Source organism: Streptomyces sp. NPDC002566, from assembly GCF_042889585.1.
Lineage (GTDB): Bacteria > Actinomycetota > Actinomycetes > Streptomycetales > Streptomycetaceae > Streptomyces.
Genome location: NZ_JBIARD010000002.1, coordinates 1,086,478 through 1,110,183, shown reverse-complemented (window position 1 = coordinate 1,110,183; position 23,706 = coordinate 1,086,478). Strand labels below are relative to the sequence as shown.

Sequence of the window (23,706 nt, the reverse complement as noted above, 5' to 3'; positions counted from 1 at the left end):
TGTGACGACATGACACGGGCAGCGCTTCTGGTCCTCGCCGACGGCCGCTTCCCCGCCGGCGGGCACGCCCACTCCGGCGGGGCGGAGGAGGCCGTGAAGGCGGGGCGGATCACCGACGCGGCGTCTCTGGAGGCCTTCTGCCGGGGGCGGTTGCACACGGCGGGCCTGGTGTCGGCGGCGCTCGCCGCGGCGGCCGCGGCCGGGGCGGACCCGGCGGAGCTGGACGCCGCCGCGGACGCGCGGACGCCGTCGCCGGCGCTGCGGCTGGTCGCCCGGAAACTGGGCCGCCAGTTGATGCGGGCCGCTCGCGCGGCTTGGCCCGGCGCCGAACTCGACGCCGTGGCGCGTCAGTTCCCCAAGGGAGCGCACCAGGCGGTGGTGCTCGGGCTTGCGGCCCGCTCGGCGGGGCTGGGGCCCGAGGACGCCGCGTACTGCGCGGTGTACGAGAGTGTGAGCGGGCCGGCGTCGGCTGTGGTGCGGCTGCTGAGCCTGGATCCGTTCGAGGCGACCGGGGTGCTGGCGCGGCTGGCGCCGTCGCTCGATCGGGTGGTGGATCTGGCCGTGTCCGCGGGGGTGGCCGTTCTGGGGGAGGGGGTGGGGGTGCTTCCTTCCGCTTCCGCGCCGTTGTCGGAGATCGGGGCGGAGGTGCATGCGGAGTGGTCTGTGCGGTTGTTCGCCTCGTAGAGGGGGTTCGCCCCCGCCGCCCCTACCCGTCCCGTCCTTCGGGGGGCTGGCGCCCCCCAAACCCCCCGCTTCGGCCCTGGACGGGCCTCGTCCTCAATCGCCGGACCGGCTAAAAAACTCGCCTTGGAGGAGTCGTACATGCATCTTGATCATTCTCATCACGGTCCTGCCGCCGTCAGTGCCGACGCCCGGCGGGCCGACGGGGGGCGCAGGGCTCTGCGGATCGGGCTCGGGGGGCCCGTCGGGTCGGGGAAGACCGCCACCGTCGCCGCGCTCTGCCGGGCGCTGCGGGACGAGTTGGCGCTCGCCGTCGTCACCAACGACATCTACACCCGTGAGGACGCCGAGTTCCTGCTGCGGGAGGCCGTGCTGCCGCCCGAGCGGATCACGGCCGTCGAGACGGGAGCCTGCCCGCACACCGCGATCCGGGACGACATCTCCGCCAACCTCGAAGCGGTGGAGGACCTGGAGGACGCGGTCGGGCCGCTCGACCTCGTGCTCGTGGAGTCCGGCGGGGACAATCTCACCGCCACCTTCTCCAAGGGGCTGGTGGACGCGCAGATCTTCGTCATCGACGTCGCCGGCGGGGACGACATCCCCCGCAAGGGCGGCCCGGGCGTGACCACCGCCGACCTGCTCGTCGTCAACAAGACCGACCTCGCGCCGTACGTCGGCTCCGACCTCGCCCGGATGGCCGCCGACGCCAAGGCGCAGCGCGCCGAACTGCCCGTCGTCTTCCAGTCGTTGCGGAGCGAGACCGGGGTGGCCGACGTGGCCGCGTGGGTGCGGGCGCGGCTCGCCGTGTGGACGGCGTGACATGAGCGGTGTACGTGCCACCGCGCGGATCCGGGCGGTGGCGGACGGGCGCGGGGGGACTTCGCTGCCCGTCCTGGAGAGCGACGGTCCGCTCGCGTTGCGGCGCACCCGCGCGGACCCGGGCGGTGAGGCCCGTGTCGTGCTGGTCGGGGCGATGAGCGGGCCCCTCGGTGGTGACCGCTTCGCGGTGGAGACCGTCGTCGACAGCGGCGCCCGGCTGCGCGTCGGCTCCGCCGCCGCCACGATCGCGCTGCCGGGCCAGGCCAAGGACGAGGCCCGCTACGACGTACGGCTCGACGTCGCCGACGGGGGCGAACTGCACTGGCTGCCAGAGCCGTTGATCTCCGCGCGGGGCAGCGACCTTCATGTCGTCACCCGCGCCGACCTCGCGCCCGGGGCGCGGCTGGTGCTGCGTGAGGAGCAGGTGCTCGGGCGGGCGGGGGAGGAACCGGGGCGGCTCACCAGCCGTCTCGTCCTGCGGGTCGGCGGTCGGGCCGTGCTCGACCAGGAGTTGGCCTGCGGGCCGGGGGCGCCCGGCGGCTGGGACGGGCCCGCGGTGCTCGGGGGCAACCGCGCGGTCGGGCAGATCGTGCTGGTGCGCCCGGAGTTCGCGGATCGGCCGGTGCAGGCGCGGAGCCTCGGGGACGGCGCCGCGCTCATGCCGCTCGCCGGGCCGGCCGCGCTGGTGACCGCCGTCGCCCCGGACGGCCTGCGCCTGCGGCGGCTGCTGGACGAAGCCCTCAACCAGGCTGTCTGATCCGGGTGTTCATCCGTTCAGCGGGCGCGTTTCTCCGGTTATCGGATTGGCAAAGAACGTCGGCGACACCTGTTCCCAGCGGCCTCACAGCCGCGAGGATCCCCGGTGACTGTCACAACCAGACACGGGAGATTCCCACTTGAGGGACATACGACCGAACAGGCGGACCGCGGCACTCGGTTCGGCCGGCGCGCTCGTCGCCGCCACGCTGATCGCCGGCGCGGTCGCAGCGCCCACCGCGAGCGCGGCCGGCGCGGTGAGCGGGCAGAGCGCGCAGACCGGTCAGACCGGTCAGACCGGTCAGGACCGGGAGATGCGCGGCGCCGCCATCGCCGCGGAGCGCGCCGCCGCGGCCGGCGTCGACTGGCGGGACTGCCCCGCCGACTGGGGCCTGGAGAAGCCGATCCAGTGCGGCTGGGTCACCGTCCCGCTCGACTACGCCAAGCCCGACGGCAAGCAGATCAAGCTGGCCGTCGACCGCATCGGCAACACCGGGACGAAGGAGGAGCGCCAGGGCGCCCTCGTCTACAACCCGGGCGGCCCCGGCGGTTCCGGCCTGCGCTTCCCGCGCCGGGTCACCACCAAGGCGCCCGTGTGGGCCAACGTCGCCAAGGCCTACGACTTCGTCGGCTTCGACCCGCGCGGCGTCGGCAAGTCCGCGCCCATCTCGTGCGCCGACCCGACGGAGTTCGTCAGGGCGCCCAAGGGCGACCCGGTCCCCGACAGCGAGGCCGACAAGCTCGCCCACATCAAGCTCGCCCGCGAGTACGCCGAGGGCTGCGCCGAGCGCAGCGGCGAGATGCTGCCCCACATGACCACGCCGAACACCGTGCGCGACATGGACGTCATCCGCGCCGCCCTCGGTGAGAAGAAGCTCAACTTCCTCGGCGTCTCCTACGGCACCTACCTCGGGGCCGTCTACGGCACGCTGTTCCCGGGCCACGTGCGCCGGATGATCGTCGACAGCGTCGTCGACCCGTCCAAGGAGAAGGTCTGGTACCAGGCCAACCTCGACCAGGACGTCGCCTTCGAGGGCCGCTGGAAGGACTGGCAGGACTGGGTCGCCGCCAACGACGCGACCTTCCACCTCGGCGCCACCCGTGACGCCGTCCAGGCCAAGTGGCTCTCCCTGCGCGCCGCCGCCAAGAAGAGCCCCATCGGCGGGGTCGTCGGCCCGGCCGAGCTGATCTCCTACTTCCAGAGCGCCCCGTACTACGACTCCTCGTGGATCCCGGTCGCCACCGTCTTCAGCAAGTACGTCGCCGGTGACACCAAGGCCCTCGTCGACGCGGCGGCCCCCGACCTCACGAACACCGCCGGCAACATCACCTCCGAGAACGGCAACGCCGTCTACACGGCCGTCGAGTGCGCCGACGCCAAGTGGCCGACGAACTGGCGGACCTGGAACCGGGACAACACCCGGCTGCACAAGGACCACCCGTTCATGACGTGGGCCAACGCCTGGATGAACCTGCCGTGCGCCTTCTGGCCGGCGAAGCAGCAGACCCCGGTGAACGTCAAGAGCCACAAGGACCTGCCGCCGGTGCTCATCGTGCAGTCGGAGCGGGACGCGGCCACTCCCTACGGCGGCGCCGTCGAACTGCACAAGCGCTTCGAGGGCTCGCGCCTGATCACCGAGAAGAACGCCGGCTCCCACGGGGTGACCAGCCTGGTCAACTCGTGCATCAACACCCGGGTGGACGCCTACCTCCTCACGGGCGAGCTGGACGGTGCGGACGTGACCTGCGCCCCGCACGCCACGCCCAAGCCGTAAGCGCCGCTTGCGGACACGGAAGAGGGGCGGCCCGGAGTGATCCGGGCCGCCCCTCTTCCGTCCCTCACGACGCGTCAGCGGAGCGGCAGGCGCGGGAACTTGCGCGCCTTCTCCTTGGCCGCGGCCTCCTCCGCCTTGACCACGGCGGCGTACTGGTCGACGTACTCCTGCCCGGACAGCGTCAGGATCGCGTACATGATCTCGTCGGTGATGGCGCGCAGGACGGCCTTCTCGTTCTCCATCCCGGCGTAGCGGGAGAAGTCGAGGGGCTCGCCGAAGCGGATGGCCACCGGGTGGACGTTGGGGATCACCTTGCCGGGCGGCTGCGCCTCGAAGGTGCCGATCATCGCGCACGGCACGACCGGCACCCCCGCCTTCAGGGCCATCACCGCCACGCCGACCTTGCCCTTGTAGAGGCGGCCGTCGTGGGAGCGGGTGCCCTCGGGATAGATGCCCAGCAGCTCGCCCTTGCTCAGCACCCCCAGCCCCTCACGGATCGCCGCCTGCCCGGCCTCCTTGCCGGAGCGGTCGACGGGGATCTGCCCCGCGCTGCGGAAGAAGGCCGCGGTGAGCCGCCCCTTGATCCCGGGGCCGGTGAAGTACTCGGCCTTGGCGAGGAACGTGATGCGCCGCTTGAGGATCGCCGGCATGAGGAAGTGGTCGGAGAACGAGAGGTGATTGCCGGCGACGATGGCCGCTCCGGAGTCCGGCACGTGCTCGAGGCCTTCGATCCGCGGCCGGAAGACCAGTCTCAGCAGGGGCCCCAGCAGGACGTACTTGAGCACGTAATAGAACAAGGTTGCTCCTCACTCCGGCGGATCGACGAACGGCCACCTGACCAGGTTCCTGCTCCCGCCCACCCCCCAGCAACCCCGGGGACGCCACGAGAGACCGCTTGAGGAACCCGGCGACCACCGGACCGCCGCGCGCGAAGCTTCTCCCCGCCGGGGAGCACGCGTGTGCGGTGACGACGAGACATCGACATGGAAAAGGACATGAGCGAGATCCCCGTGGACGACATTCCGGCGCTCCTGCTGCGCACCGTGCCCGAAACGGCGGAGTTCATCGCGGAGAAGTACGAGATCCCCGCGGAAGCGGCCGTTCCGACCGAACAGGCGGCCGTGGATCTGTACTCGGTGCTGGCCGAGTGCCTCACGGCGCCGATCCTGTTGCCGCAGCTGGGGAGCGACCACCCGGACACGGAACTGCTTGAGCGCTGCTGGGGATTCGTGGAGCGGACCATGGGCCACTCCACTGAACACGTCCGAGGAGCGGTGTACTTCGAGGTGCTCGGACAACTCCTGAACGCCGATGGCCTGGTGGAGGCCGCCTGGCCGTACATGAAGGAGCGGACGCGGGCGCGCACGCTCACGATGCTGGACTTCTACGGCGTCGAGCTGCCCGGCGTCAACCGGGGTTAGGACTCACAACCGCACGATCACCAGCGCCGTGTCGTCCGTTGCGCCTCCGTGGGGGAGGAGTTCCAGGAGTACCGCGTCGGCGAGGGTCTCCGGGTCGTCGGCTCGGTGGCGGGCGAGGGAGTCGGCGAGGCGGGTCAGGCCGGTGTCCAGATCCTCGTGGCGGCGCTCCACCAGGCCGTCGGTGTACAGCGCGAGGGTCGCGCCCGGGTCGAAGGACGTGGTCGCCTGCGGGCGGGGGACCGGGTCGGGGCGGGCGTCCAGCGGGGGGTCGGTGGCCCGGTCGAGGAACTCCACCCGGCCGTCGGCGTGCACGAGCACCGGAGGGGGATGGCCGGCGCTGCTGTAGGCGATGGTGTGGTGGTCGAAGTCGATGAACGTGGTGACCGCGGTGGCCGACTCGGCGCCGTCCACGACATGGGCGTACCGGCCGAGGACGTCCAGCGCCTGGGCGGGTCCCACGGCGACCCGGGAGGTGGCGCTCAGCGCGCTGCGCAGTTGGCCCATCACCCCGGCGGCCTCCAGGCCGTGCCCCACGACGTCCCCCACGGACACGCCGACGCGGCGTCCGCCGACCAGGTCCACCAGGTCGTACCAGTCCCCGCAGACGTTGAGCGCGCCGACCGCGGGCCGGTAGCGCACGGCGGCTCCGATGTGCCGTACCTGGGTGTGCGCGGGCAGCATCGCCTCCTGGAGGGCGAGGGCCACCTCGCGCTCGCGGGCGTGGGCCAGCCGCAGGCGCTCGTTGAGCTCCTGGAGCTCGCGGGCCCTGGTGTACAGCTCGGCCTCCAGCACCCGGGACCGGGTCGGGGCCTCGCCCCCGGCCCCGCGGCCGCCGCGGGCGCGGATCAGCTCCGTCACCTCCTCCACGCGGTGCACGACCAGCGCCACGGACCCGTCGGGCCCGAGCACCGGCGCGTTGACGGGGCTCCAATAGCGCTCCTCCCACTCCCCGGGCCGCTCGTGGGACTCGACGTCGTAGCGCTGGAGGGCCATGGCGTCGCGTTCGCCGGTGGCCAGCACGCGGTGCAGCGAGGCCTCCAGGTTGCGCATGCCGCTCGCGGCGGGGTCGTTGGGGTTCTCCGGGAAGACCTCGAAGACATGGCGGCCGATCACCTGCTCGCGCCGGCGCCCCGCCACCCGCAGGAACTCCTCGTTGGCGTCGGCGTACACCAGTTGCGGGGTCAGCAGGGCGACCATCCCGGGCAGGGCCTGGAACACCGCCGCGTAGTCGATCTCCGTGTCACTCATCACCCGTGCCCCATCTGCCGGTTTTGCGTCATTTTCTCATGGGGGTGCGGCACGGGTTCGCAGGCGGAAAAGGACCGGGACGGCGTCAGGTCACGCGTCGGGCGAGGTCAGGGACTGCTCCGCCCAGATGATCTTCCCCTCGGGGGTGAAGCGGGTGCCCCAGCGCCGGGTGAGCTGAGAGACCAGCAGCAGCCCCCGGCCGCCCTCGTCCGTCGTGCGCGGATGGCGCAGACGGGGCGCGGTGGCGCCGCCGTCGTGGACCTCGCACACCAGCGCACGCCCGCGGATCAGCCGCAGCCGGATCGGGCCGACGGCGTACCGGATGGCGTTGGTGACCAGCTCGCTGACGACCAGTTCGGTCGTGAACGACAGCTCCTCCAGCTCCCAGTCGGCCAGCCGGCGCGTCGCCGCCTTGCGGGCGTCGGCGACGGCCGCCGGGTCGGCGGGCAGCTCCCAGACCGCGACCCGGTCGGCCGGCAACCGCCGGGTACGGGCCATCAGCAGGGCCACGTCGTCGTGCGGGCGGGCCGGGACGAGCGCGTCGATCACGCTCCGGCAGCTCAGGTCGAGGGACGCCGTCCGCGCTCCCAAGGCCTGCCGCAGCCTGGTCCGGTCCGTGTCGAGCGCCCACCGCTCGCCGCCCCGGGCCATCAGTCCGTCCGTGTGCAGCGCCAGCGTGGTGCCCTCCGGCAGCACCAGCGCCGCCGCCTCGAACGGCGGGCCGCCCACGCCGAGCGGCGGCCCCTGCGGAAGGTCGACGAAGGTGACGCTCCCGTCGGCCCCCACCAGGGCCGGCGCGGGGTGCCCGGCGGCGGCCATGGCGCACCGCCCGTCCACGGGGTCGTAGACGACGAAGAGACACCCCGCTCCCACCGTCTGCCCGCCGCCCCCGTCGTCGGCGTCCGCGTCGCCGTCGTCCTCGTGCGCCCGGCTGCCCACCAGGTCGTCCAGCCGGGCCAGGACCTCCTCGGGCGGCAGGTCCAGGGCGGCCAGCGTCCGCACGGCGGTGCGCAGCCGGCCCATCGCCGCGGCGGCGTCGATGCCGTGCCCCGGCGCCTCGCCCACGACGAGGGCCACACGCGCCCCCGACAGCGGGATCAGGTCGTACCAGTCGCCGCCCAGGCCGGTCAGCTCGTCGGCCGGCCGGTAGCAGGCGGCCGCCTCCACCGCGTCCTGCCCGGGCAGCCGGCGGGGGAGGAGACTGCGCTGGAGCGCCAGCGCCGCGTCCCGCTCACGGCTGTAGCGGCGGGCGTTGTCCACGCAGACCGCCGCCCGTGACACCAGGTCCTCCGCGAGCGCGACGTCGTCCTTGCTGAAAGGTTCCTGCGCGCCGCGGCGCAGGAACGTGGTCACGCCGAGCGTGGTGCCGCGCGCCCGCACCGGTACGACGAGCACGCTGGGCGGTCCCCCGTCGCCGCCCACCTTCGGGAGCGCCGGACCCCACGCGTCGTCCTCGTCCGTGAACCGCCCGACGCTCCACGGCTGCCCCGAGGCCAGAGCGCGCACGGGCGGCGAGTCCCCGCGGTAGACGACGACCACGTCCCCGGCTGCCTCCTCCGCGCCCTCCCGCTCGCCGGGCGCGCCGCCCGGCCGCCGTCCGGCCCGCCGCAGGGCCACGGACCCGCCGGGCCTCGCCACCTGCCGCGCACCCGGCTCCGCGCCCCGGAACACCGCCTCCAGGAGATCCACGGCGACGGCGTCCGCGAACCCCGGCACCGCCACCTCGGCCAGCTCCTGCGCCGTCCGTGCGATGTCCAGACCGCGGCCGATGTGCCGGCCGGCCCGGTCCAGCAGCGCCAGACGCTGCCGGGCGCGATGGCGGTCGGTGATGTCCACGACCGTGTAGTAGACGCCCATCGGACGGCCGTGCTCGTCGTCGAGCCGGGTGAACGACAGCATGTGCGCCGTCTCCCGGTGCGGGGCGGCGCACAGCCGTCCCACGTGCTCGTACCCGAGGACCGGCTCACCGGTGTCGAGGACGTGCCGCATCTGCGCCTCGACCGCCCGGGCGTCGAAGCCGGGCTGCACGTCGGCCAGCCGCAGCCCGAGCCGGCGCTCGGGCGGCCCGCCGCCGAACCGGCTGAGCGCCGCGTTCGACCACACGAACCGCAGATCGGTGTCGACGACCGCGATGCCCACCGGAGCCCCGTCCACCATCTGCTCCAGCACCGGGCGGCTCATGCTCCAGCCGGGCGCGCCCCCGATCTCGTTGAGCAGCGCCAGCCAGCGGGCCGGGCCGCCGGGCTCGTCGGCCGAGGTGATCCGCGCCATCACCGGCAGCGGCTCCTGGTCCTTGCGGCGGGCGGACAGCAGCCCCGCCCACCCGCCGTCCCGCCGGCACCGCTCCAGGACCTCCGGCACCCGCCCGGCGTCCCCGACGGTCAGCAGCCCGGCCAGGTCCTTGCCCACCGCCTCGTCGCCCGCGTACCCCAGCAGGCGCTCGGCGTCCCTGGTCCAACTGGTCACCACGCCCCGCGCGTCGAGCAGCAGCGGCGCGGCGTCCGCCACGTCGAATCCCCGACGGGCGACGCCGTCCTCGTCGTGTGAGCCCACGGCTGACCTCTCTGTCGCTGAGAGTGGTCTACCATCTCCGGCCCCCGTCTTCACCCTCCTCACCGGCGCCGCACGCCGGGTGAGAGAAGCGGAAGGTCCCCTTCCGGTAGGGGGTCCCTTATGCGAGCACCCTGGCCAGCGCCCCCAGCGCCGCCGTCAGCTCCTCCTCGGTGATCGTCAGGGGCGGGGCCAGCCGGATCGTGGAACCGTGGGTGTCCTTCACCAGGACGCCCTCCCGCAGCAGCCGCTCCCCGATCTCCCGTCCCGTCCCCACCGCCGGGTCCACGTCGACCCCCGCCCACAGCCCGCGCGCGCGGAAACCGACGACGCCCCGGCCGACCAGAGCGGCCAGGCCCTCCCGCAGGACCGTCCCCAGCTCCGCCGCCCGTCGCTGGAACACCTCCGTCTCCAGCAGCTCCACCACCGCCGTGCCCACGGCCGCCGCCAGCGGGTTGCCGCCGAACGTCGACCCGTGCTCGCCCGGACGCAGCACGCCCAGTACGTCCCGCCGCGCCACCACCGCCGACACCGGCACGATCCCGCCGCCCAGCGCCTTGCCCAGCAGCACCATGTCGGGGACGACCCCCTCGTGCTCCACCGCCAGCGTCCGCCCCGTCCGGCCGAGACCCGACTGGATCTCGTCCGCGATGAACAGGGCGCCCTTCCGGCGGGTCAGCTCCCGCACCCCCGTCAGATAGCCGTCGTCGGGGATCACCACCCCCGCCTCGCCCTGGATCGGCTCGATCAGCACCGCCGCCGTCGTCTCGTCGACCGCCTCCTCCAGCGCCGCGAGGTCGTTGTACGGCACGATCCGGAAACCCGGCGTGAACGGACCGAACCCCGACCGCGCCGTCTCGTCCGTCGAGAAGCTCACGATCGTCGTCGTACGGCCGTGGAAGTTGTCCGCGGCGACCACGATCGTCGCCCGGTCGGCCGGCACGCCCTTCACGTCGTACGCCCACTTGCGGGCCACCTTGACGCCGCTCTCGACGGCCTCCGCGCCGGTGTTCATGGGCAGCACCATGTCCAGCCCGGTCAGCTCCGCCAGCCGCTCGGCGAACTCGGCGAGCCGGTCGTTGTGGAACGCGCGCGACGTCAGCGTCAGCCGGTCCAGCTGGCGGTGCGCCGCCTCCACCAGCGCCGGGTGCCGGTGGCCGAAGTTCAGCGCCGAGTAGCCGGCCAGCATGTCGAGATACCGGCGGCCCTCCACGTCCTCCACCCACGCCCCCTCGGCGCGGGCCACCACCACGGGCAGCGGGTGGTAGTTGTGCGCGAGGACGGGCTCCTCGGCCCGGATCAGCTCGGCGGAGGTGCGCGCGGGGGCGGTCACACGGGCGGGAGCGGTCATGAACGGATCTCCTGAGTGCAGCACTTGATGCCACCGCCGGCCTTCTGGAACTCGGACAGGTCGACGGGGACGGGGACGTAACCGCGCTCCTCCAGACGCGCGGCGAGGGCCTCGGCCCGTGGGGCGATGAACACATGACGGCCGTCGGACACGGAGTTCAGGCCGAACGCGAACGCGTCGTCACGGGTGGCGAGCACCGCGTCCGGGTACAGCCGCGCCAGCACCGCCCGGCTGCCCGGCGAGAACGCTTCCGGATAGTAGGAGACGTTCTCGTCGTCGAGGACGAACAACGCCGTGTCCAGGTGGTAGAAGTGCGGATCGACCAGCGTCAGGCTGATCACCGGGTGGCCGAAGAACTCCTGCGCCTCCCGGTGCGCCTCCCGGGTCGTGCGGAACCCGGTGCCGGCCAGCATGTACCGGCCCGTCCACACCAGGTCCCCCTCGCCCTCGCACACGGACCGGGGCCGGTGGACCTCGTAGCCCGCCGCCTGGAACCAGGTGTCGTAGTGGGCGGACTCGCCGCGCCGCTCCGGCGCGTGGAACAGCGAGCCGAACACCCGGCCGCCGACGACGACCGCGGAGTTCGCCGCGAAGACCATGTCGGGCAGGCCGGGGGCCGGCTCCACGGAGTCCACGGTGTGGCCGTGGGCGCGGTACGCGCGGATCAGCGACTGCCACTGCTCCCGCGCGAGGTCGACGTCGACGGGGGTGTCGGGACGCATCCACGGGTTGATGGCGTACCGCACGGCGAAGTGTCTGGGTTCGCAGACCAGGAAGCGCCTGGAGCGCGGCGTACGGGTGCCGGTCACGGTGTCGGTCACAGAGGGGTCCCTCCGCTTCGCTGTCTCCCACGGCGCGCCGCCGGCGTCGCCGGTGTCGACGTGGGGTTGACACCACGGTAGGAACCGAGAGGGACGCCCGACAAGCGACGAGTGCTGCGTGTCAACGCACGATCACTGCGTGTCGACGCCGCTCAGCGCACTTCTGCTGCGTCGTCCGGGGCGGCATGGGTGGCGCCGGCCTCCGGGCTCTCCGGCAGCAGATGCGACAGCACCATCACACTGATCGTCTTGCGGATGAACGGCTCCACGCGGATCCGCTCCAGCACCTCCTCGAAGTGCTGCACGTCCCGCGCCCGCACGTGCAGCAACGCGTCCGCGCCGCCCGTCACCGTCATCGCCGCGGTGATCTCCGGATGGTTGCGCACCACCTCCGCCAGCCGCCGCGGCGGCGCGGCCCCCTCGCAGTACACCTCCACGTACGCCTCCGTACGCCACCCCAGCGCCGACGGCTTCACCGTGGCCGTGAACCCCGTGATCACCCCCGACTCCCGCAGCCGGTCCACCCGCCGCTTGACCGCCGTCGCCGACAGCCCGATCGCCGTCCCGATCTCGGCGAAACTCGTCCGGGCGTTCGCCATCAGCGCGGTGAGGATCTTCCGGTCGAGCTCGTCGAAAAGGGCGGGTCCGCTGTTCATGCGGGGACTGTACCCAGTGCCCCGGCAGGAGCGGCCGCGGCCGCCGCCCGGCACCGCATCCGGTGGGCACGTCGACGTCCGGTCCATGTCCAGGCCCCGCGATCGCGCCTAGACTCCACGTCCATGCTGCGTGTCCTCGCCGTCGACGACGAACGTCCCTCGCTGGAGGAGCTGCTGTACCTCCTCGACGCCGACCCCCGGATCGGCAGCGTGGAGGGCGCCGGTGACGCGACCGAGGCGCTGCGCCGGATCAACCGCGCGCTGGAGTCCGGCCCCGGGGGCCCGGAAGCCGTCGACGTCGTCTTCCTCGACATCCAGATGCCCGGCCTCGACGGCCTCGACCTGGCCCGGCTCCTCACCGGGTTCGCCCGCCCGCCGCTGGTCGTGTTCGTCACCGCCCACGAGGACTTCGCCGTCCAGGCCTTCGACCTCAAGGCCGTCGACTACGTCCTCAAACCCGTCCGCAGGGAACGCCTCGCCGAAGCGGTGCGCCGCGCCGCCGAACTGCGCGGCTCGGCCCCCCGCATACCCGTCCACGAACCCGATCCCGACCACATACCCGTCGAACTCGGCGGCGTGACCCGGTTCGTCGCCGTCGACGACATCACCCACGTCGAGGCCCGCGGCGACTACGCCCGGCTGCACACCGACCGCGGCAGCCACCTCGTGCGGATCCCGCTGTCCACCCTGGAGGAACGCTGGCGCGCCCGCGGCTTCGTCCGCATCCACCGCCGCCACCTCGTCGCCCTGCGCCACATAGGCGAGCTGCGCCTGGACGCGGGCACGGTCAGCGTCGTCGCCGGCGGCGAGGAACTCCAGGTCAGCCGCCGTCACGCCCGTGAGCTGCGGGACCTGCTGATGAGGAGGCCGTAGCCGTGCCGCAGGACCCCGCCGAGCGCCGCGTCGTCGTGACCGGCCCGCCCCGCGGCGGCAACCGGCGCGGCCGGCGCGCTCTCGACCACCACCGCCCGCGCACCGAGATAGCCGAGCAGACCACCCTCGGCCACACCTACGTCCGCTCCCTCATGCGCACCCAACTGCGCGCCGCCCTCGCCGCGTTCGCCGTCCTCGCCCTCCTCGTCGGCCCGCTGCCCCTGCTGTTCGCGGCGCTGCCCGACGCCCGCCGCCTCCAGTGGGCGGTCCTCGGCTTCGGGCTGCAGGTCCCGCTGATCCTGCTCGCCCGCTGGTACGTCCGCCGCGCCGAACGCAACGAACGCGACCTGGTGCGCCTGGTAGAGGACCGATGAACCGCCGACACGGCCCGGCACCAGGCGACTCGGGGGCCGTCGCCCGATGAACCCCACGTTCGCCGTGCCCGCCGTCGCCCTCGTCGTCGTGGCGACGGTCCTCGTCGGCGCCTTCGGCCTGCGCATCTCCCGCACCACCTCCGACTTCTACGTCGCCTCCCGCACCGTCGGCCCCCGCCTCAACGCCGCCGCCATCAGCGGCGAATACCTCTCCGCCGCCTCCTTCCTCGGCATCGCCGGACTGGTCCTCGTCCAGGGCCCCGACATGCTCTGGTACCCGGTCGGCTACACCGCCGGCTACCTCGTCCTGCTCCTCTTCGTCGCCGCCCCGCTGCGCCGCTCCGGCGCCTACACCCTCCCCGACTTCGCCGAGGCCCGCCTCGCCTCCCCGGCCGTCAGACGCCTCGCCGGCGCGTTCGTCGTCGGCGTCGGCTGGCTCTACCTGCTTCCCCAACTCCAGGGCGCCGGACTGACGTTGACGGTCCTCACCGGAGCTCCCGACTCCCTCGGCGGACTGATCGTCGCCGTCGTCGTCACCGCGACCGTCGCCGCCGGCGGCATGCGCAGCATCACCTTCGTGCAGGCCTTCCAGTACTGGCTCAAGCTCACCGCCCTGCTCGTCCCGGCCCTCTTCCTGGTCCTCGCCTGGCAGGGCGACGGCGCCCCCCGGCACGCCTTCGCCGAACCGCCCGCCTTCCGCGAACAGCGCACCGTCCGCGTCGACGACACCCTCGACCTCCGGCTGGCGGCGCCCCTCACCGTGACGGTGACCGGCACCGTCGACGGCCGCCGCCACGAGGCCGCCGAGCTCCGCCTCGCCACCGGCGCCCACCGCGTCGAGGGCGGCACACGCCTCACCTTCCCCGAGGGCTCCGCCGTCCCCGCCGCCGGCCGGGGCGACGGCGGCGGCATGTCCACCTCCCTCGCCGCCGGCCGCGAGGAACGCCCCCTGTACGCCACGTACGGGCTGATCCTCGCCACCTTCCTCGGCACCATGGGCCTGCCGCACGTCGTCGTCCGCTTCTACACCAGCCCGCACGGCGTCGCCGCCCGCCGCACCACCGTCGCCGTCCTCGCCCTCGTCGGCGGCTTCTACGTGCTGCCGCCCCTCTACGGCGCCCTGGGCCGGCTCTACGCCCCGGAGCTCGCCCTCACCGGCGACGCCGACGCCGCCGTCCTCCTGCTGCCGGACCGCGTGATCGGCGGACTCGGCGGGGACCTGCTGGGCGCGCTGGTCGCCGGCGGGGCCTTCGCCGCGTTCCTGTCGACCGCCTCGGGCCTGACCATGGCCGTGGCCGGCGTCCTCGCCCAGGACGTACTGCCCGCCCGGGGCGTCGGCCACTTCCGGCTGGGCACCACACTGGCCATGGCGGTGCCGCTCGCGGCGAGCCTGCTGGTCGGCGGACTCCCGGTGGCCGACGCGGTGGGGCTGGCCTTCGCCGTCTCCGCGTCCTCGTTCTGCCCGCTGCTCGTCCTCGGCATCTGGTGGCGGCGGCTCACCCCGCCCGGCGCCGCCGCCGGGATGCTCGTCGGCGGCGGATCCGCCTTCGCCGCCGTCGCCGCGACCATGGCGGGCCTGCCCGTGACCGGCACCCCGCACGCCCTGCTGGCCTGGCCCGCCCTGTGGTCCGTGCCCCTGGGCTTCCTCACCATGATCCTCGTCTCCCTGGCCACCCCGGGCAGGGTCCCGGCCGGTACGGCGGCGATCCTGGCCCGCTTCCACCTGCCCGAGGAACTGCGCGCCGAGGAACTGCGGGAGGTGAGAGCGTGAGCGGCTTCCTCGCTGGCCTGTGCATCGCGATCCTGCCCTTCCTCGCCGCCGGCTTCTGGCTCGGCCGGCGCACCGCCCGCCCCGAGAGCCTCGGCGGCCTCGGCACCCCCGTCGAGCACGCCACCTTCGAGACCCTGCACACCGCCTCCCTCGCCGCACCCCCGCTCAGGGCCGGCCTCACCGAGGAGACCGCCCGCAGATCCGCCCGCCGGCTGCGCACCCTCCTCGGCACCGACGCCCTGTGCCTCACCGACCACCGGCGGGTCCTGGTCTGGGACGGCGTCGGCGCGCACCACCGCCGGGAGATCATGGCCCGGCTGGCCGGCCCCCTGGACACCGGCCGCGGCGAGGCCTTCCCGCTGACCTGCCGCACCCCCGACTGCCCCGTCCGCTGGGCCGTCGTCGCCCCGCTCACCGTGGACGACCGGGTCCACGGAGCCCTCGTCGCCTTCGCGCCCCGCGAGTCCGCCGTCCTCGTCCGCGCCGCCGGCGAGGTGGCCCGCTGGGTCAGCGTCCAGCTGGAACTGGCCGACCTCGACCGGTCCCGCACCCGGCTCATCGAGGCCGAGATCAAGGCCCTGCGCGCCCAGATCTCCCCGCACTTCATCTTCAACTCGCTCGCGGTGATCGCCTCGTTCGTGCGCACCGACCCCGAACGCGCCCGCGAGCTGCTGCTGGAGTTCGCCGACTTCACCCGCTACTCGTTCCGCCGGCACGGCGACTTCACCACCCTCGCCGACGAACTCCACGCCATCGACCACTACCTGGCGCTGGTCCGGGCCCGCTTCGGCGACCGCCTCGCCGTCACCCTGCAGATCGCCCCCGAGGTGCTCCCGGTCGCGCTGCCCTTCCTCTGCCTCCAGCCCCTGGTGGAGAACGCCGTCAAGCACGGCCTGGAGGGCAAGGCCGGCACCTGTCACATCCGGATCACCGCCCAGGACACCGGCGCCGAGGCCCTCGTCGTCATCGAGGACGACGGCGCCGGCATGGACCCCGACCTGCTGCGCCGCATCCTCGCGGGGGAGGTCAGCCCCTCCGGCGGCATCGGGCTGTCCAACGTCGACGACCGGCTCCGCCAGGTGTACGGCGACGACCACGGCCTGGTCATGGAGACGGCGCCCGGGGCGGGCATGAAGATCACCGCACGGCTGCCGAAGTACCAGCCCGGCGTGCACTCCGCCGCCCGCCCCGAGCAGTGATCAGCTCGCGCGTGTCACCACCAGGGCGAGCGTGACCAGTCCGAGCACGACCCAGCCGAACCACAGCCAGCCGTTGCTGCCGAGCGCCACCGTGTAGGCGGTGACCACGACGAGACCGCCGAGGGTGAGCACCCCCATGGTCTTGGTCGAACCGTCCGTCGAACCGGGCATCGCGGCACCCTCCTCCGGCACACCCTCCTCAGGGCGTGTCCCCCTCCATGGTGCCTCGGTTCGGCCCCGTCAGCCCCGGCGTGCGTTCAAGGAGGCCAGATAAGCGTTGTAGGCCTCCAGCTCCTTGTCGCCGTCGCGGTCGGCGGCCCGGTCCTTGCGCTTGGCCTGGCGCTGCTCCGAGCGGTACCACTGGAACAGCAGCGCGATCAGCACCAGCACGGAGGGGATCTCGCTGAACGCCCAGGCGATGCCGCCGGCCGCGTTCTGGTCGGAGAGCGGGTCGATGCCGAGGGAGGCGGGCGGGTTCTCGAACGACTTCACCATCGGCGCGGTCGCCATCATCAACGCGATGCCGAAGAACGCGTGGAACGGCATGCCGGCGAACAGCTCCAGCATCCGCATCAGGTAGCCGGGCCTGTTGGGCCCCGGGTCCACGCCCATGATCGGCCAGAAGAAGACCACGCCCACGGCGAGGAAGTGCACCATCATCCCGACGTGGCCCGCCTTGGAACCCATCAGGAAGTCGAAGACGGGCGTGAAGTACAGCGCGTAGAGACTCGCGATGAACAGCGGGATCGTGAACGCGGGATGGGTGACGATCCGCATGTACCGGCTGTGCAGCAGCATCAGCAGCAGCTCACGCGGCCCCTTGCGGCCCCGGCCCGCCGTCGGCAGCGCGCGCAGCGCCAGCGTGATCGGAGCGCCGAGCAGGAGGAGGATCGGCGACAGCATGCTGATCACCATGTGCTGCACCATGTGCACGCTGAACATGACCATGCCGTAGTCGTTCAGCCGGGTGCACATCATCAGCGCGATGGTCAGCACACCGGCGACGTAGGACACGGTCCGCCCGACGGGCCACGCGTCCCCGCGCCGCCGCAGCCGCAGCACGCCCCACGCGTACAGGCCGAGCCCCACCAGGCAGGCGACGAGGAAGAACGGGTCCGCCGACCAGTGAAGACCCCGCCCCAGCGTGAACGGCGGCAGATCCATGGTCGTGCCGTGCCCGCTGTGATCCATTGCGCCGGCTCCTGATTCGTGGGGGGTTCGTACGATTCCAGCCCCCCAAGACTAGAGCTGCCCCCGGCGATCTCCGTCACCGGGGGCAGCTCTGGCAGGCGCTGCCGTCACAGCACGGTCTCGGCCTCCTCGTACCGCTCGACCGGCACGGTCTTCAGCGTCTCCACGGCCTCCGCCAGCGGCACCATCACGATGTCCGTGCCCCGCAGAGCCGTCATCTGTCCGAACTCGCCGCGGTGCACCGCCTCCACGGCGTGCCACCCGAAGCGGGTCGCGAGCACCCGGTCGTACGCCGTCGGCGTCCCGCCCCGCTGCACATGCCCGAGGATCACCGGCCGGGCCTCCTTGCCGAGCCGGGACTCCAGCTCGACCGACAGCTGCCGGGCGATCCCCGCGAACCGCTCGTGGCCGTAGATGTCCTTGCCGCCCTCGTCGAAGGCCATGCTGCCCGGCTTGGGCTTGGCGCCCTCCGCCGCCACGACGATCGCGAACCGCTTGCCCGCCTCGAAGCGCTCCCCGACCCGCCGGGCCAGCTCCTCGACGTCGAACGGACGCTCCGGCACGACGATGGCGTGCGCGCCCGCCGCCATGCCGGAGTGCAGCGCTATCCAGCCGGTGTGCCGCCCCATGACCTCCACGACGAGCACCCGCTGGTGCGACTCCGCGGTGGTCTTCAGCCGGTCGAGGGCCTCCGTGGCGACCCCGACGGCCGTGTCGAAGCCGAAGGTGACGTCGGTGACGGCGATGTCGTTGTCGATGGTCTTGGGCACGCCCACGACGGGCAGCCCGGCGTCCGACATCAGCCGGGCCGCCTTGAGCGTGCCCTCACCGCCGATGGGGATGACGGCGTCGAGGCCGAGCTCCTCGACGTGGCCCTTCGCCCGCTCCACGCCGTCCCGCAGATGGGAGGGCTGGACACGGGAGGAGCCGAGGATGGTTCCGCCGCGGGCGAGGATGCCGCCCACCGCGTCGAGGTCGAGCTTGAGGTAGTCGCATTCCAGGAGGCCTTTCCAGCCGTCCCGGAAGCCGATGACCTCGTCGCCGTGGTCGGCGACGGCACGGTGCACGACGGACCGGATGACGGCGTTCAGGCCGGGGCAGTCGCCGCCGGACGTGAGGACACCAATGCGCATAGCCCGATAAACCTTCTCCATGGGGGCCGGGTCCGGACCACGCTGTCCGGCTCGAACCCCGCCACCCTAGCGGCAGGAGGGGGCGGGGCCGAAGCACACGTCCGCCTGCTGGACGTGCCCGCTCACCTGTGCGGATGCACCGTCAGACGGGCTGCTGACGCTGCCCTGAAGAGCAGGTGAACACACCGTCGGACAGGTGGGCGCGCGCCGGTGCTCAGGCAGGCTGCTGCGCGGAGGCGATGCGCTCGTTGCGGAGCGCCTCGTACCAGCGGTCGTCGATCGGCGGGAGCGCGTTCACGTCGAGCGCCAGCTTCAGCAGCAGGTCCGCGATGAGCGGGTTGCGGGCCAGCACCGGGCCGTGCATGTACGTGCCGAACACCGTGTCGTTGTACGCGCCTTCGGTGCCGTCGCCCGTGCCGTTGCCCCGGCCGAGCTGCACGCGTGCGAGCGGGCGCGCCGTGGGGCCGAGGTGGGTGATGCCCTGGTGGTTCTCGAACCCGGTCAGCGGCGGCAGCCCGAGGCGCGGGTCGATGTCGGCCAGCACGTCGCCGACGCACCGATCGCCCTCGCCGCGCGTGGTGGTGACGTCGAGCAGACCGAGGCCCGGCTCGCGCTGCCCGAGGTCGTTGACGAACTCCTGGCCGAGGATCTGGTAGCCGGCGCACACCGCGAACACGATCGCGCCGTTCTGCACCGCCTGGTACAGGTGCCCGTCGCGGCGCAGCCGCTCGGCCGCGAGCCGCTGCGGACGGTCCTCGCCGCCGCCGATCAGGTAGATGTCGCCGGAGGTGGGGATCGGCTGGTCGCTGCGCACGTCCAGGCGTGCCACGTCCAGGCCGCGCTGCCGCGCCCGGCGCTCCACGACCAGGACGTTGCCCTGGTCGCCGTACGTGCTGAGGAGGTCCGGGTAGATCCAGACGACCCGCAGCTGGTTGTCGCTCATCAAGTGATCGTCCCTCGTGCTCAGTTGCCGACGCGGCGGCGCAGGTCCTGGAAGGCGGTGTAGTTGGCGATGACCTCGATCCGGCCGGGCGGCGCCATCTGCACGGCCTGGTCGACGTCCTCGCACACCTGGAAGTGCTGGTTCGCGACCTCCAGACGCACCGCGAGGTCCAGCTTGCGGTCGCCGATGACGAAGATCGGGTGGCCGGTCAGCCGGGTGTAGTCGACGTCCCACAGCCAGGAGGTGTCGGTGCCGTCGGCGCCGCGCGCGTTCACCGACAGGATGACCGGGGTGGGCGGCGGGTCGATCAGGCTGAACGTCTCGAGCCAGCCGGCCGGGTTCTTCGCCAGCAGCAGCCGCAGGTCGCGCTGCATGAACTGGACGACGTCGTAGCGTCCGGCGACGGCCTGCACCTGGTACATCCGCTCCAGCGCCACCTGCGGCGGCACCCCGAAGACGGCGGCCACGGCGGCCGAGGACGCGGCGTTGGCCTTGTTGGCGCGGCCCGGCAGCTGGAGGTGGATCGGCCAGGCGGAGCCGTGCGGGTCGAGCACGTGGTCGCCGGAGAGCACCCAGCTGGGCGTCGGGCGGCGGAAGCCGCACTCGCCGCAGAACCAGTCGTCGCCCGGACGCTGCATCACGCCGCCGCAGGACGGGCAGGACCAGGCGTCGTCCTTCCACATCTGCCCGGCGGCGACCCAGACGACGTTGGGGGAGGAGGAGGCGGCCCACACCACCAGCGGGTCGTCGGCGTTGGCGACGACGACCGACTTGGAACCGGCGAGCCCCTCACGCCAGTTCTCCGCGAGCATGCGGGTCTCCGCGGCGCGGTCGAGCTGGTCGCGGGAGAGGTTGAGCAGGGCGATGCACTTGGGGGCGGTGTCGCGGGCCACGCCCGCGAGGTACTTCTCGTCGACCTCGATGACGCCGTATCTGGCCTCCGAGCTGCCCGCGAGGGCGGAGGTGATGCCGGCCGGCATGTTGGCGCCCAGCGCGTTGGAGACGACCGGCCCCGCGGCCCGCAGCGCCTCGGCGATCAGCCGGGTCGTGGTCGTCTTGCCGTTGGTCGCCGACACCAGGACGACGTCCAGGTTCTGGGCGAGCCGGGCGAGCAGGTCGGGGTCGAGTTTCAGCGCCACCCGGCCGCCGATCACCGAACCGCTGCCGCGCCCCGCGGCGCGGGACGCCGCCGCGACCGCCTTGCCTGCGGTCACCGCCAGCTTGGCCCGCGGCGTGAGCGGGTCCGAGTTGCCTGCCATCAGTTCTCGATCCTCCTTGCGTACGCGCCGCGCTTGAAGCCTGTCGGCACCTGGTAGGTGGTCAGCCTATCGAGATCCAATCGCACTCCCGAATCCCGGCACCGTTCGACGTCACGCACGGCATGCGCGTGTCAGAAAGGACCGTACCCTTGCGCCATGCGACACGGCTCCATCCCGGGCGCCCGAGGGCGGGTCCGGCCCCTCATCCTGCTCGGTGATCCCGTTCTGCGGGAACCCTGCCGGGAGGTCACCGACTTCGGCCCCGAACTCGCCCGTCTGGTCGAGGACATGTTCGCCACGATGTACGCGGCCCGGGGCGTGGGCCTGGCGGCCAACCAGGTGGGGGAGTCCCTGCGGGTGTTCGTCTACGACTGCCCGGACGACGACGAGGTCCGCCATCTGGGCCATGTCGTCAACCCGCGCCTGGTGGAGGCGGACGGGCTCGTGTTCCGGGGCCCGGAGGGCTGTCTGTCCCTGCCGGGCCTGGAGGCGGGCACGGAGCGCCACGACCACGCCGTGGTCGAGGGCTTCACGGTGACGGGCGAGCGCCTGCGCGTCCACGGCACGGGATTCTTTGCCAGATGCTTGCAACACGAGTGCGACCACCTGGACGGCACGGTGTACGCGGACCGGGTCACGGGCTGGCGCGGGCGCAGGCTGACGCGTCAGCTGGCGCGGGCCTCCTGGCGGAGGTGAGAGCCGGTCAGAAGCCGGGGCCGCCGATCTTGTCCCCCGCGGCGGCCAGCCGGCCCCACAGCAGGTCGGCGAGACTGCGCACCAGCTCGGCCCGGCCGCACGGCCGCTCGCCGAGCCACCAGTCACCCGCCGCGTGCATCATCCCGACGATCCCGTGCCCCCAGACGCGGGCGAGCTGCTGGCTCCCGGGTCCGAGGTCCAGCCGGTCCTCGATGACCTGGGCCAGCTCCTCACCCATCCGCCGCAGCAGCGGAATGGAATGCTTGCCCACGTCGAACCCCTGGTCACCGCCCTGGCCGGCCTCGGCGGGGTGCATCAGGAACCGGTAGACCTGGGGCCGGGCCTCGATCGCCGCGAGGTAGGTGTCCAAGGTGGCCTCGACCCGGTCCCGGCGGTCGGCGGGCGCGTCCAGCGCGGCCCGCAGCGAGTCCAGCAGTGCGTCCGTGTGCCGTTTGGCCAATGCCGCGTAAAGTCCGCCCTTGTCGCCGAAGTGGCGGTACAGGATCGGCTTGGTGATGCCCGCCTCGGCGGCGATGGCGTTCATCGAGGCCTGCGGGCCGTCACGCAGCACCACCCGGTCCGCGGCCTCCAACAGCTCCCGCCGCCGGCGGTCGGCGGATCGCTGCTGCTCGGTCCGCTGCGTGGTGTCCATGATCTCTCCCCACCCGTGCTGTTTCGATGGCGCCTGCGCAAACTAACACCTGACAGCAGCCTGACATCGAACGGGCTGACGGGCGGCCGTCGGGAGTTGACTTTCACTACCGACCGGTAACACACTCGGGTTACCGCAAGTAACACGCACGTCAAGGCGTGCGGCCGCCGCTGGAGGGGTCATGGCCGAGTTCACCATGGAGCTCAACGACGAACAGAGGGAGGTCCGCGACTGGCTGCACGGTTTCGCCGCCGACGTCATCCGCCCCGCGGCCGCCGAATGGGACGAGCGTGAGGAGACTCCCTGGCCGGTCATCCAGGAAGCCGCCAAGGTCGGCATCTACTCCCTCGACTTCTACGCCCAGCAGTACTTCGACCCCACCGGCCTCGGCATACCCATGGCCATGGAGGAGCTGTTCTGGGGCGACGCGGGCATCGCCCTGTCCATCGTCGGCACCGGCCTCGCCGCCGTGGGCGTCCTCGCCAACGGCACCGAGGAGCAGATCGGCACCTGGATCCCCCAGATGTACGGCGACGCCAGTGACGTGAAGGTCGCCGCCTTCTGCTCCTCCGAGCCCGACGCCGGCTCGGACGTGGCCTCCATGCGCACGCGTGCCGTGTACGACGAGGCCAAGGACGAGTGGGTGATCAACGGCACCAAGACCTGGGCGACCAACGGCGGCATCGCCAACGTCCACGTGGTCGTCGCCGTCGTCGACGCCGAGCTGGGCTCCAAGGGGCACGCCTCCTTCATCATCCCGCCGGGCACGCCCGGACTGTCCCAGGGCCAGAAGTTCAAGAAGCACGGCATCCGCGCCTCGCACACCGCCGAGGTCGTCCTGGAGAACGTGCGCGTCCCCGGCTCCTGCCTGCTCGGCGGCAAGGAGAAGCTGGACGAGCGGCTGGCGCGGGCCCGGGAGCGGGCCAAGGCGGGCGGCGAGCGGGTGAAGAACGCGGCGATGGCCACGTTCGAGGCCTCGCGTCCGGCGGTCGGCGCGATGGCCGTCGGCACCGCCCGCGCCGCGTACGAGGTCGCCCTCGACTACGCGAAGACGCGCGAGCAGTTCGGCCGCCCGATCATCGACAACCAGGGCGTCGCCTTCCAGCTGGCCGACATGGCGACCTCCGTCGACGCGGCGCGGCTGCTGGTGTGGCGGGCGTCCTGGATGGCGGTCAACGGCAAGCCGTTCAGGGCGGCCGAGGGCTCGATGTCCAAGCTGTTCGCGAGCGAGACGGCGAAGAAGGTGACCTCGCAGGCCGTCCAGATCCTCGGCGGCAACGGCTACACCCGGGAGTACCCGGTGGAGCGGATGCACCGGGACGCAGCGATTTACACCATCTTCGAGGGCACGAGCGAGATCCAGCGGCTCGTCATCGCCCGGACGCTGTCCGGCGTGCCGATCCGGTAAGGCGGCGGGGGCTTCTGCGCGATTCGGTCTGCGGGCCGTCCGTGGCCGATCGCGCAGTTCCCCGCGCCCCTCAGGTACGTCCGGTGCACCTGCTCAAGCGGCTCAGGGAACTACGCGACAAGCCGCGAC

General features: G+C 72.8%; 23 protein-coding genes. 11 read left to right on the top strand and 12 right to left on the bottom strand.

The window, feature by feature from the left end; genetic code table 11:
- Positions 1 to 9 precede the first annotated feature (9 nt).
- The 4 genes from ACFYXA_RS11945 to ACFYXA_RS11930 all read left to right on the top strand — a co-directional run bounded on the left by ACFYXA_RS11945 (position 10) and on the right by ACFYXA_RS11930 (position 4,031).
- Positions 10 to 684, top strand: coding sequence for an urease accessory protein UreF (locus tag ACFYXA_RS11945; RefSeq protein ID WP_389031236.1), 675 nt, complete (start codon positions 10 to 12; stop codon positions 682 to 684).
- Between the two features lie 138 nt (positions 685 to 822).
- Entirely contained in the window at positions 823 to 1,500 is a 678-nt protein-coding gene (gene ureG, locus ACFYXA_RS11940; protein ID WP_389031233.1) for an urease accessory protein UreG, read from the top strand.
- A 1-nt stretch (position 1,501) separates the two neighbouring features.
- A complete protein-coding gene (locus ACFYXA_RS11935; protein WP_389031230.1) occupies positions 1,502 to 2,257 on the top strand; it encodes an urease accessory protein UreD in 756 nt (251 codons plus the stop codon).
- A 139-nt stretch (positions 2,258 to 2,396) separates the two neighbouring features.
- On the top strand, positions 2,397 to 4,031 hold the full coding sequence (locus ACFYXA_RS11930) for an alpha/beta hydrolase (protein WP_389031227.1): 1,635 nt from the start codon (positions 2,397 to 2,399) through the stop codon (positions 4,029 to 4,031).
- Positions 4,032 to 4,105: 74 nt separating this feature from the next.
- Here the strand turns inward: ACFYXA_RS11930 and ACFYXA_RS11925 are convergent, their stop codons facing one another.
- Positions 4,106 to 4,828 (bottom strand): lysophospholipid acyltransferase family protein, encoded by a 723-nt coding sequence (locus tag ACFYXA_RS11925; protein ID WP_351093682.1) that lies wholly within the window; start codon positions 4,826 to 4,828, stop codon positions 4,106 to 4,108.
- Between the two features lie 198 nt (positions 4,829 to 5,026).
- Here ACFYXA_RS11925 and ACFYXA_RS11920 point away from each other — a divergent pair, with 198 nt between their 5' ends.
- On the top strand, positions 5,027 to 5,452 hold the full coding sequence (locus ACFYXA_RS11920; protein ID WP_389031223.1) for a hypothetical protein: 426 nt from the start codon (positions 5,027 to 5,029) through the stop codon (positions 5,450 to 5,452).
- A 3-nt stretch (positions 5,453 to 5,455) separates the two neighbouring features.
- Here the strand turns inward: ACFYXA_RS11920 and ACFYXA_RS11915 are convergent, their stop codons facing one another.
- The 5 genes from ACFYXA_RS11915 to ACFYXA_RS11895 all read right to left on the bottom strand — a co-directional run bounded on the left by ACFYXA_RS11915 (position 5,456) and on the right by ACFYXA_RS11895 (position 12,078).
- Positions 5,456 to 6,700 carry a PP2C family protein-serine/threonine phosphatase gene (locus ACFYXA_RS11915; protein WP_389031220.1) on the bottom strand — a complete coding sequence of 415 codons (1,245 nt, stop codon included), beginning with the start codon at positions 6,698 to 6,700 and terminating at the stop codon, positions 5,456 to 5,458.
- 90 nt (positions 6,701 to 6,790) lie between these two features.
- Positions 6,791 to 9,253 carry a SpoIIE family protein phosphatase gene (locus ACFYXA_RS11910; RefSeq protein WP_389031217.1) on the bottom strand — a complete coding sequence of 821 codons (2,463 nt, stop codon included), beginning with the start codon at positions 9,251 to 9,253 and terminating at the stop codon, positions 6,791 to 6,793.
- A 118-nt stretch (positions 9,254 to 9,371) separates the two neighbouring features.
- On the bottom strand, positions 9,372 to 10,601 hold the full coding sequence (rocD, locus tag ACFYXA_RS11905; protein ID WP_389031214.1) for an ornithine--oxo-acid transaminase: 1,230 nt from the start codon (positions 10,599 to 10,601) through the stop codon (positions 9,372 to 9,374).
- Complete coding sequence (gene ddaH / locus ACFYXA_RS11900) at positions 10,598 to 11,410, bottom strand: dimethylargininase (RefSeq protein WP_352252306.1); 813 nt, start codon at positions 11,408 to 11,410, stop codon at positions 10,598 to 10,600. Before ddaH ends, rocD begins: the two co-directional genes overlap by 4 nt.
- A 164-nt stretch (positions 11,411 to 11,574) precedes the next feature.
- Positions 11,575 to 12,078 (bottom strand): Lrp/AsnC family transcriptional regulator, encoded by a 504-nt coding sequence (locus ACFYXA_RS11895; RefSeq protein ID WP_351093675.1) that lies wholly within the window; start codon positions 12,076 to 12,078, stop codon positions 11,575 to 11,577.
- A 123-nt stretch (positions 12,079 to 12,201) separates the two neighbouring features.
- Here ACFYXA_RS11895 and ACFYXA_RS11890 point away from each other — a divergent pair, with 123 nt between their 5' ends.
- Genes ACFYXA_RS11890 through ACFYXA_RS11875 form a run of 4 tightly spaced genes read left to right on the top strand, consistent with a single transcriptional unit; the run spans position 12,202 to position 16,295 of the window.
- Complete coding sequence (locus ACFYXA_RS11890) at positions 12,202 to 12,951, top strand: LytR/AlgR family response regulator transcription factor (RefSeq protein WP_389031210.1); 750 nt, start codon at positions 12,202 to 12,204, stop codon at positions 12,949 to 12,951.
- Between the two features lie 2 nt (positions 12,952 to 12,953).
- Positions 12,954 to 13,325, top strand: a complete 372-nt coding sequence (locus ACFYXA_RS11885) for a hypothetical protein (protein ID WP_352252252.1) — start codon at positions 12,954 to 12,956, stop codon at positions 13,323 to 13,325.
- Positions 13,326 to 13,371: 46 nt separating this feature from the next.
- Positions 13,372 to 15,096: a cation acetate symporter gene (locus tag ACFYXA_RS11880; protein WP_389031206.1), complete on the top strand. Its 1,725-nt coding sequence runs from the start codon at positions 13,372 to 13,374 to the stop codon at positions 15,094 to 15,096.
- Positions 15,093 to 16,295 carry a histidine kinase gene (locus tag ACFYXA_RS11875; protein ID WP_352252256.1) on the top strand — a complete coding sequence of 401 codons (1,203 nt, stop codon included), beginning with the start codon at positions 15,093 to 15,095 and terminating at the stop codon, positions 16,293 to 16,295. Before ACFYXA_RS11880 ends, ACFYXA_RS11875 begins: the two co-directional genes overlap by 4 nt.
- On the opposite strand, the gene ACFYXA_RS11870 is transcribed toward ACFYXA_RS11875, so the two are convergent.
- The 5 genes from ACFYXA_RS11870 to ACFYXA_RS11850 all read right to left on the bottom strand — a co-directional run bounded on the left by ACFYXA_RS11870 (position 16,296) and on the right by ACFYXA_RS11850 (position 20,821).
- Positions 16,296 to 16,466, bottom strand: a complete 171-nt coding sequence (locus ACFYXA_RS11870; RefSeq protein WP_130439938.1) for a hypothetical protein — start codon at positions 16,464 to 16,466, stop codon at positions 16,296 to 16,298.
- A 69-nt stretch (positions 16,467 to 16,535) separates the two neighbouring features.
- Positions 16,536 to 17,486: a cytochrome c oxidase assembly protein gene (locus ACFYXA_RS11865; RefSeq protein ID WP_352252258.1), complete on the bottom strand. Its 951-nt coding sequence runs from the start codon at positions 17,484 to 17,486 to the stop codon at positions 16,536 to 16,538.
- Between the two features lie 107 nt (positions 17,487 to 17,593).
- Positions 17,594 to 18,619: a 6-phosphofructokinase gene (locus ACFYXA_RS11860; RefSeq protein WP_351093665.1), complete on the bottom strand. Its 1,026-nt coding sequence runs from the start codon at positions 18,617 to 18,619 to the stop codon at positions 17,594 to 17,596.
- A gap of 214 nt (positions 18,620 to 18,833) precedes the next feature.
- Positions 18,834 to 19,562, bottom strand: coding sequence for a type 1 glutamine amidotransferase (locus ACFYXA_RS11855; RefSeq protein ID WP_130439944.1), 729 nt, complete (start codon positions 19,560 to 19,562; stop codon positions 18,834 to 18,836).
- Between the two features lie 20 nt (positions 19,563 to 19,582).
- The gene (locus ACFYXA_RS11850; protein ID WP_389031199.1) at positions 19,583 to 20,821 is read right to left on the bottom strand and encodes a MurT ligase domain-containing protein; all 1,239 of its coding nucleotides are present in this window, start codon (positions 20,819 to 20,821) and stop codon (positions 19,583 to 19,585) included.
- A gap of 156 nt (positions 20,822 to 20,977) precedes the next feature.
- On the opposite strand from ACFYXA_RS11850, the gene def reads away from it, so the two are divergent.
- Positions 20,978 to 21,517 carry a peptide deformylase gene (gene def / locus ACFYXA_RS11845; protein ID WP_352252261.1) on the top strand — a complete coding sequence of 180 codons (540 nt, stop codon included), beginning with the start codon at positions 20,978 to 20,980 and terminating at the stop codon, positions 21,515 to 21,517.
- 7 nt (positions 21,518 to 21,524) lie between these two features.
- Here the strand turns inward: def and ACFYXA_RS11840 are convergent, their stop codons facing one another.
- Positions 21,525 to 22,169: a TetR family transcriptional regulator gene (locus ACFYXA_RS11840; RefSeq protein WP_352252263.1), complete on the bottom strand. Its 645-nt coding sequence runs from the start codon at positions 22,167 to 22,169 to the stop codon at positions 21,525 to 21,527.
- A gap of 181 nt (positions 22,170 to 22,350) precedes the next feature.
- Between ACFYXA_RS11840 and ACFYXA_RS11835 the strand changes: the two genes are divergently transcribed.
- A complete protein-coding gene (locus ACFYXA_RS11835) occupies positions 22,351 to 23,577 on the top strand; it encodes an acyl-CoA dehydrogenase family protein (RefSeq protein WP_389031194.1) in 1,227 nt (408 codons plus the stop codon).
- The last annotated feature ends 129 nt before the right edge of the window (positions 23,578 to 23,706 follow it).

Excerpts from the sequence above, each read along its gene's own strand:
- ACFYXA_RS11870 (WP_130439938.1), bottom strand. The coding sequence starts at position 16,466 with ATGCCCGGTTCGACGGACGGTTCGACCAAGACCATGGGGGTGCTCACC.
- ACFYXA_RS11890 (WP_389031210.1), top strand. The coding sequence starts at position 12,202 with ATGCTGCGTGTCCTCGCCGTCGACGACGAACGTCCCTCGCTGGAGGAG.
- ureG (WP_389031233.1), top strand. The coding sequence starts at position 823 with ATGCATCTTGATCATTCTCATCACGGTCCTGCCGCCGTCAGTGCCGAC.
- ACFYXA_RS11915 (WP_389031220.1), bottom strand. The coding sequence starts at position 6,700 with ATGAGTGACACGGAGATCGACTACGCGGCGGTGTTCCAGGCCCTGCCC.
- ACFYXA_RS11865 (WP_352252258.1), bottom strand. The coding sequence starts at position 17,486 with ATGGATCACAGCGGGCACGGCACGACCATGGATCTGCCGCCGTTCACG.
- ACFYXA_RS11880 (WP_389031206.1), top strand. The coding sequence starts at position 13,372 with ATGAACCCCACGTTCGCCGTGCCCGCCGTCGCCCTCGTCGTCGTGGCG.
- ACFYXA_RS11835 (WP_389031194.1), top strand. The coding sequence starts at position 22,351 with ATGGCCGAGTTCACCATGGAGCTCAACGACGAACAGAGGGAGGTCCGC.
- def (WP_352252261.1), top strand. The coding sequence starts at position 20,978 with ATGCGACACGGCTCCATCCCGGGCGCCCGAGGGCGGGTCCGGCCCCTC.
- ACFYXA_RS11855 (WP_130439944.1), bottom strand. The coding sequence starts at position 19,562 with ATGAGCGACAACCAGCTGCGGGTCGTCTGGATCTACCCGGACCTCCTC.
- ACFYXA_RS11860 (WP_351093665.1), bottom strand. The coding sequence starts at position 18,619 with ATGCGCATTGGTGTCCTCACGTCCGGCGGCGACTGCCCCGGCCTGAAC.
- ACFYXA_RS11850 (WP_389031199.1), bottom strand. The coding sequence starts at position 20,821 with ATGGCAGGCAACTCGGACCCGCTCACGCCGCGGGCCAAGCTGGCGGTG.
- ACFYXA_RS11935 (WP_389031230.1), top strand. The coding sequence starts at position 1,502 with ATGAGCGGTGTACGTGCCACCGCGCGGATCCGGGCGGTGGCGGACGGG.
- rocD (WP_389031214.1), bottom strand. The coding sequence starts at position 10,601 with ATGACCGCTCCCGCCCGTGTGACCGCCCCCGCGCGCACCTCCGCCGAG.
- ACFYXA_RS11945 (WP_389031236.1), top strand. The coding sequence starts at position 10 with ATGACACGGGCAGCGCTTCTGGTCCTCGCCGACGGCCGCTTCCCCGCC.
- ACFYXA_RS11840 (WP_352252263.1), bottom strand. The coding sequence starts at position 22,169 with ATGGACACCACGCAGCGGACCGAGCAGCAGCGATCCGCCGACCGCCGG.
- ACFYXA_RS11895 (WP_351093675.1), bottom strand. The coding sequence starts at position 12,078 with ATGAACAGCGGACCCGCCCTTTTCGACGAGCTCGACCGGAAGATCCTC.
- ACFYXA_RS11920 (WP_389031223.1), top strand. The coding sequence starts at position 5,027 with ATGAGCGAGATCCCCGTGGACGACATTCCGGCGCTCCTGCTGCGCACC.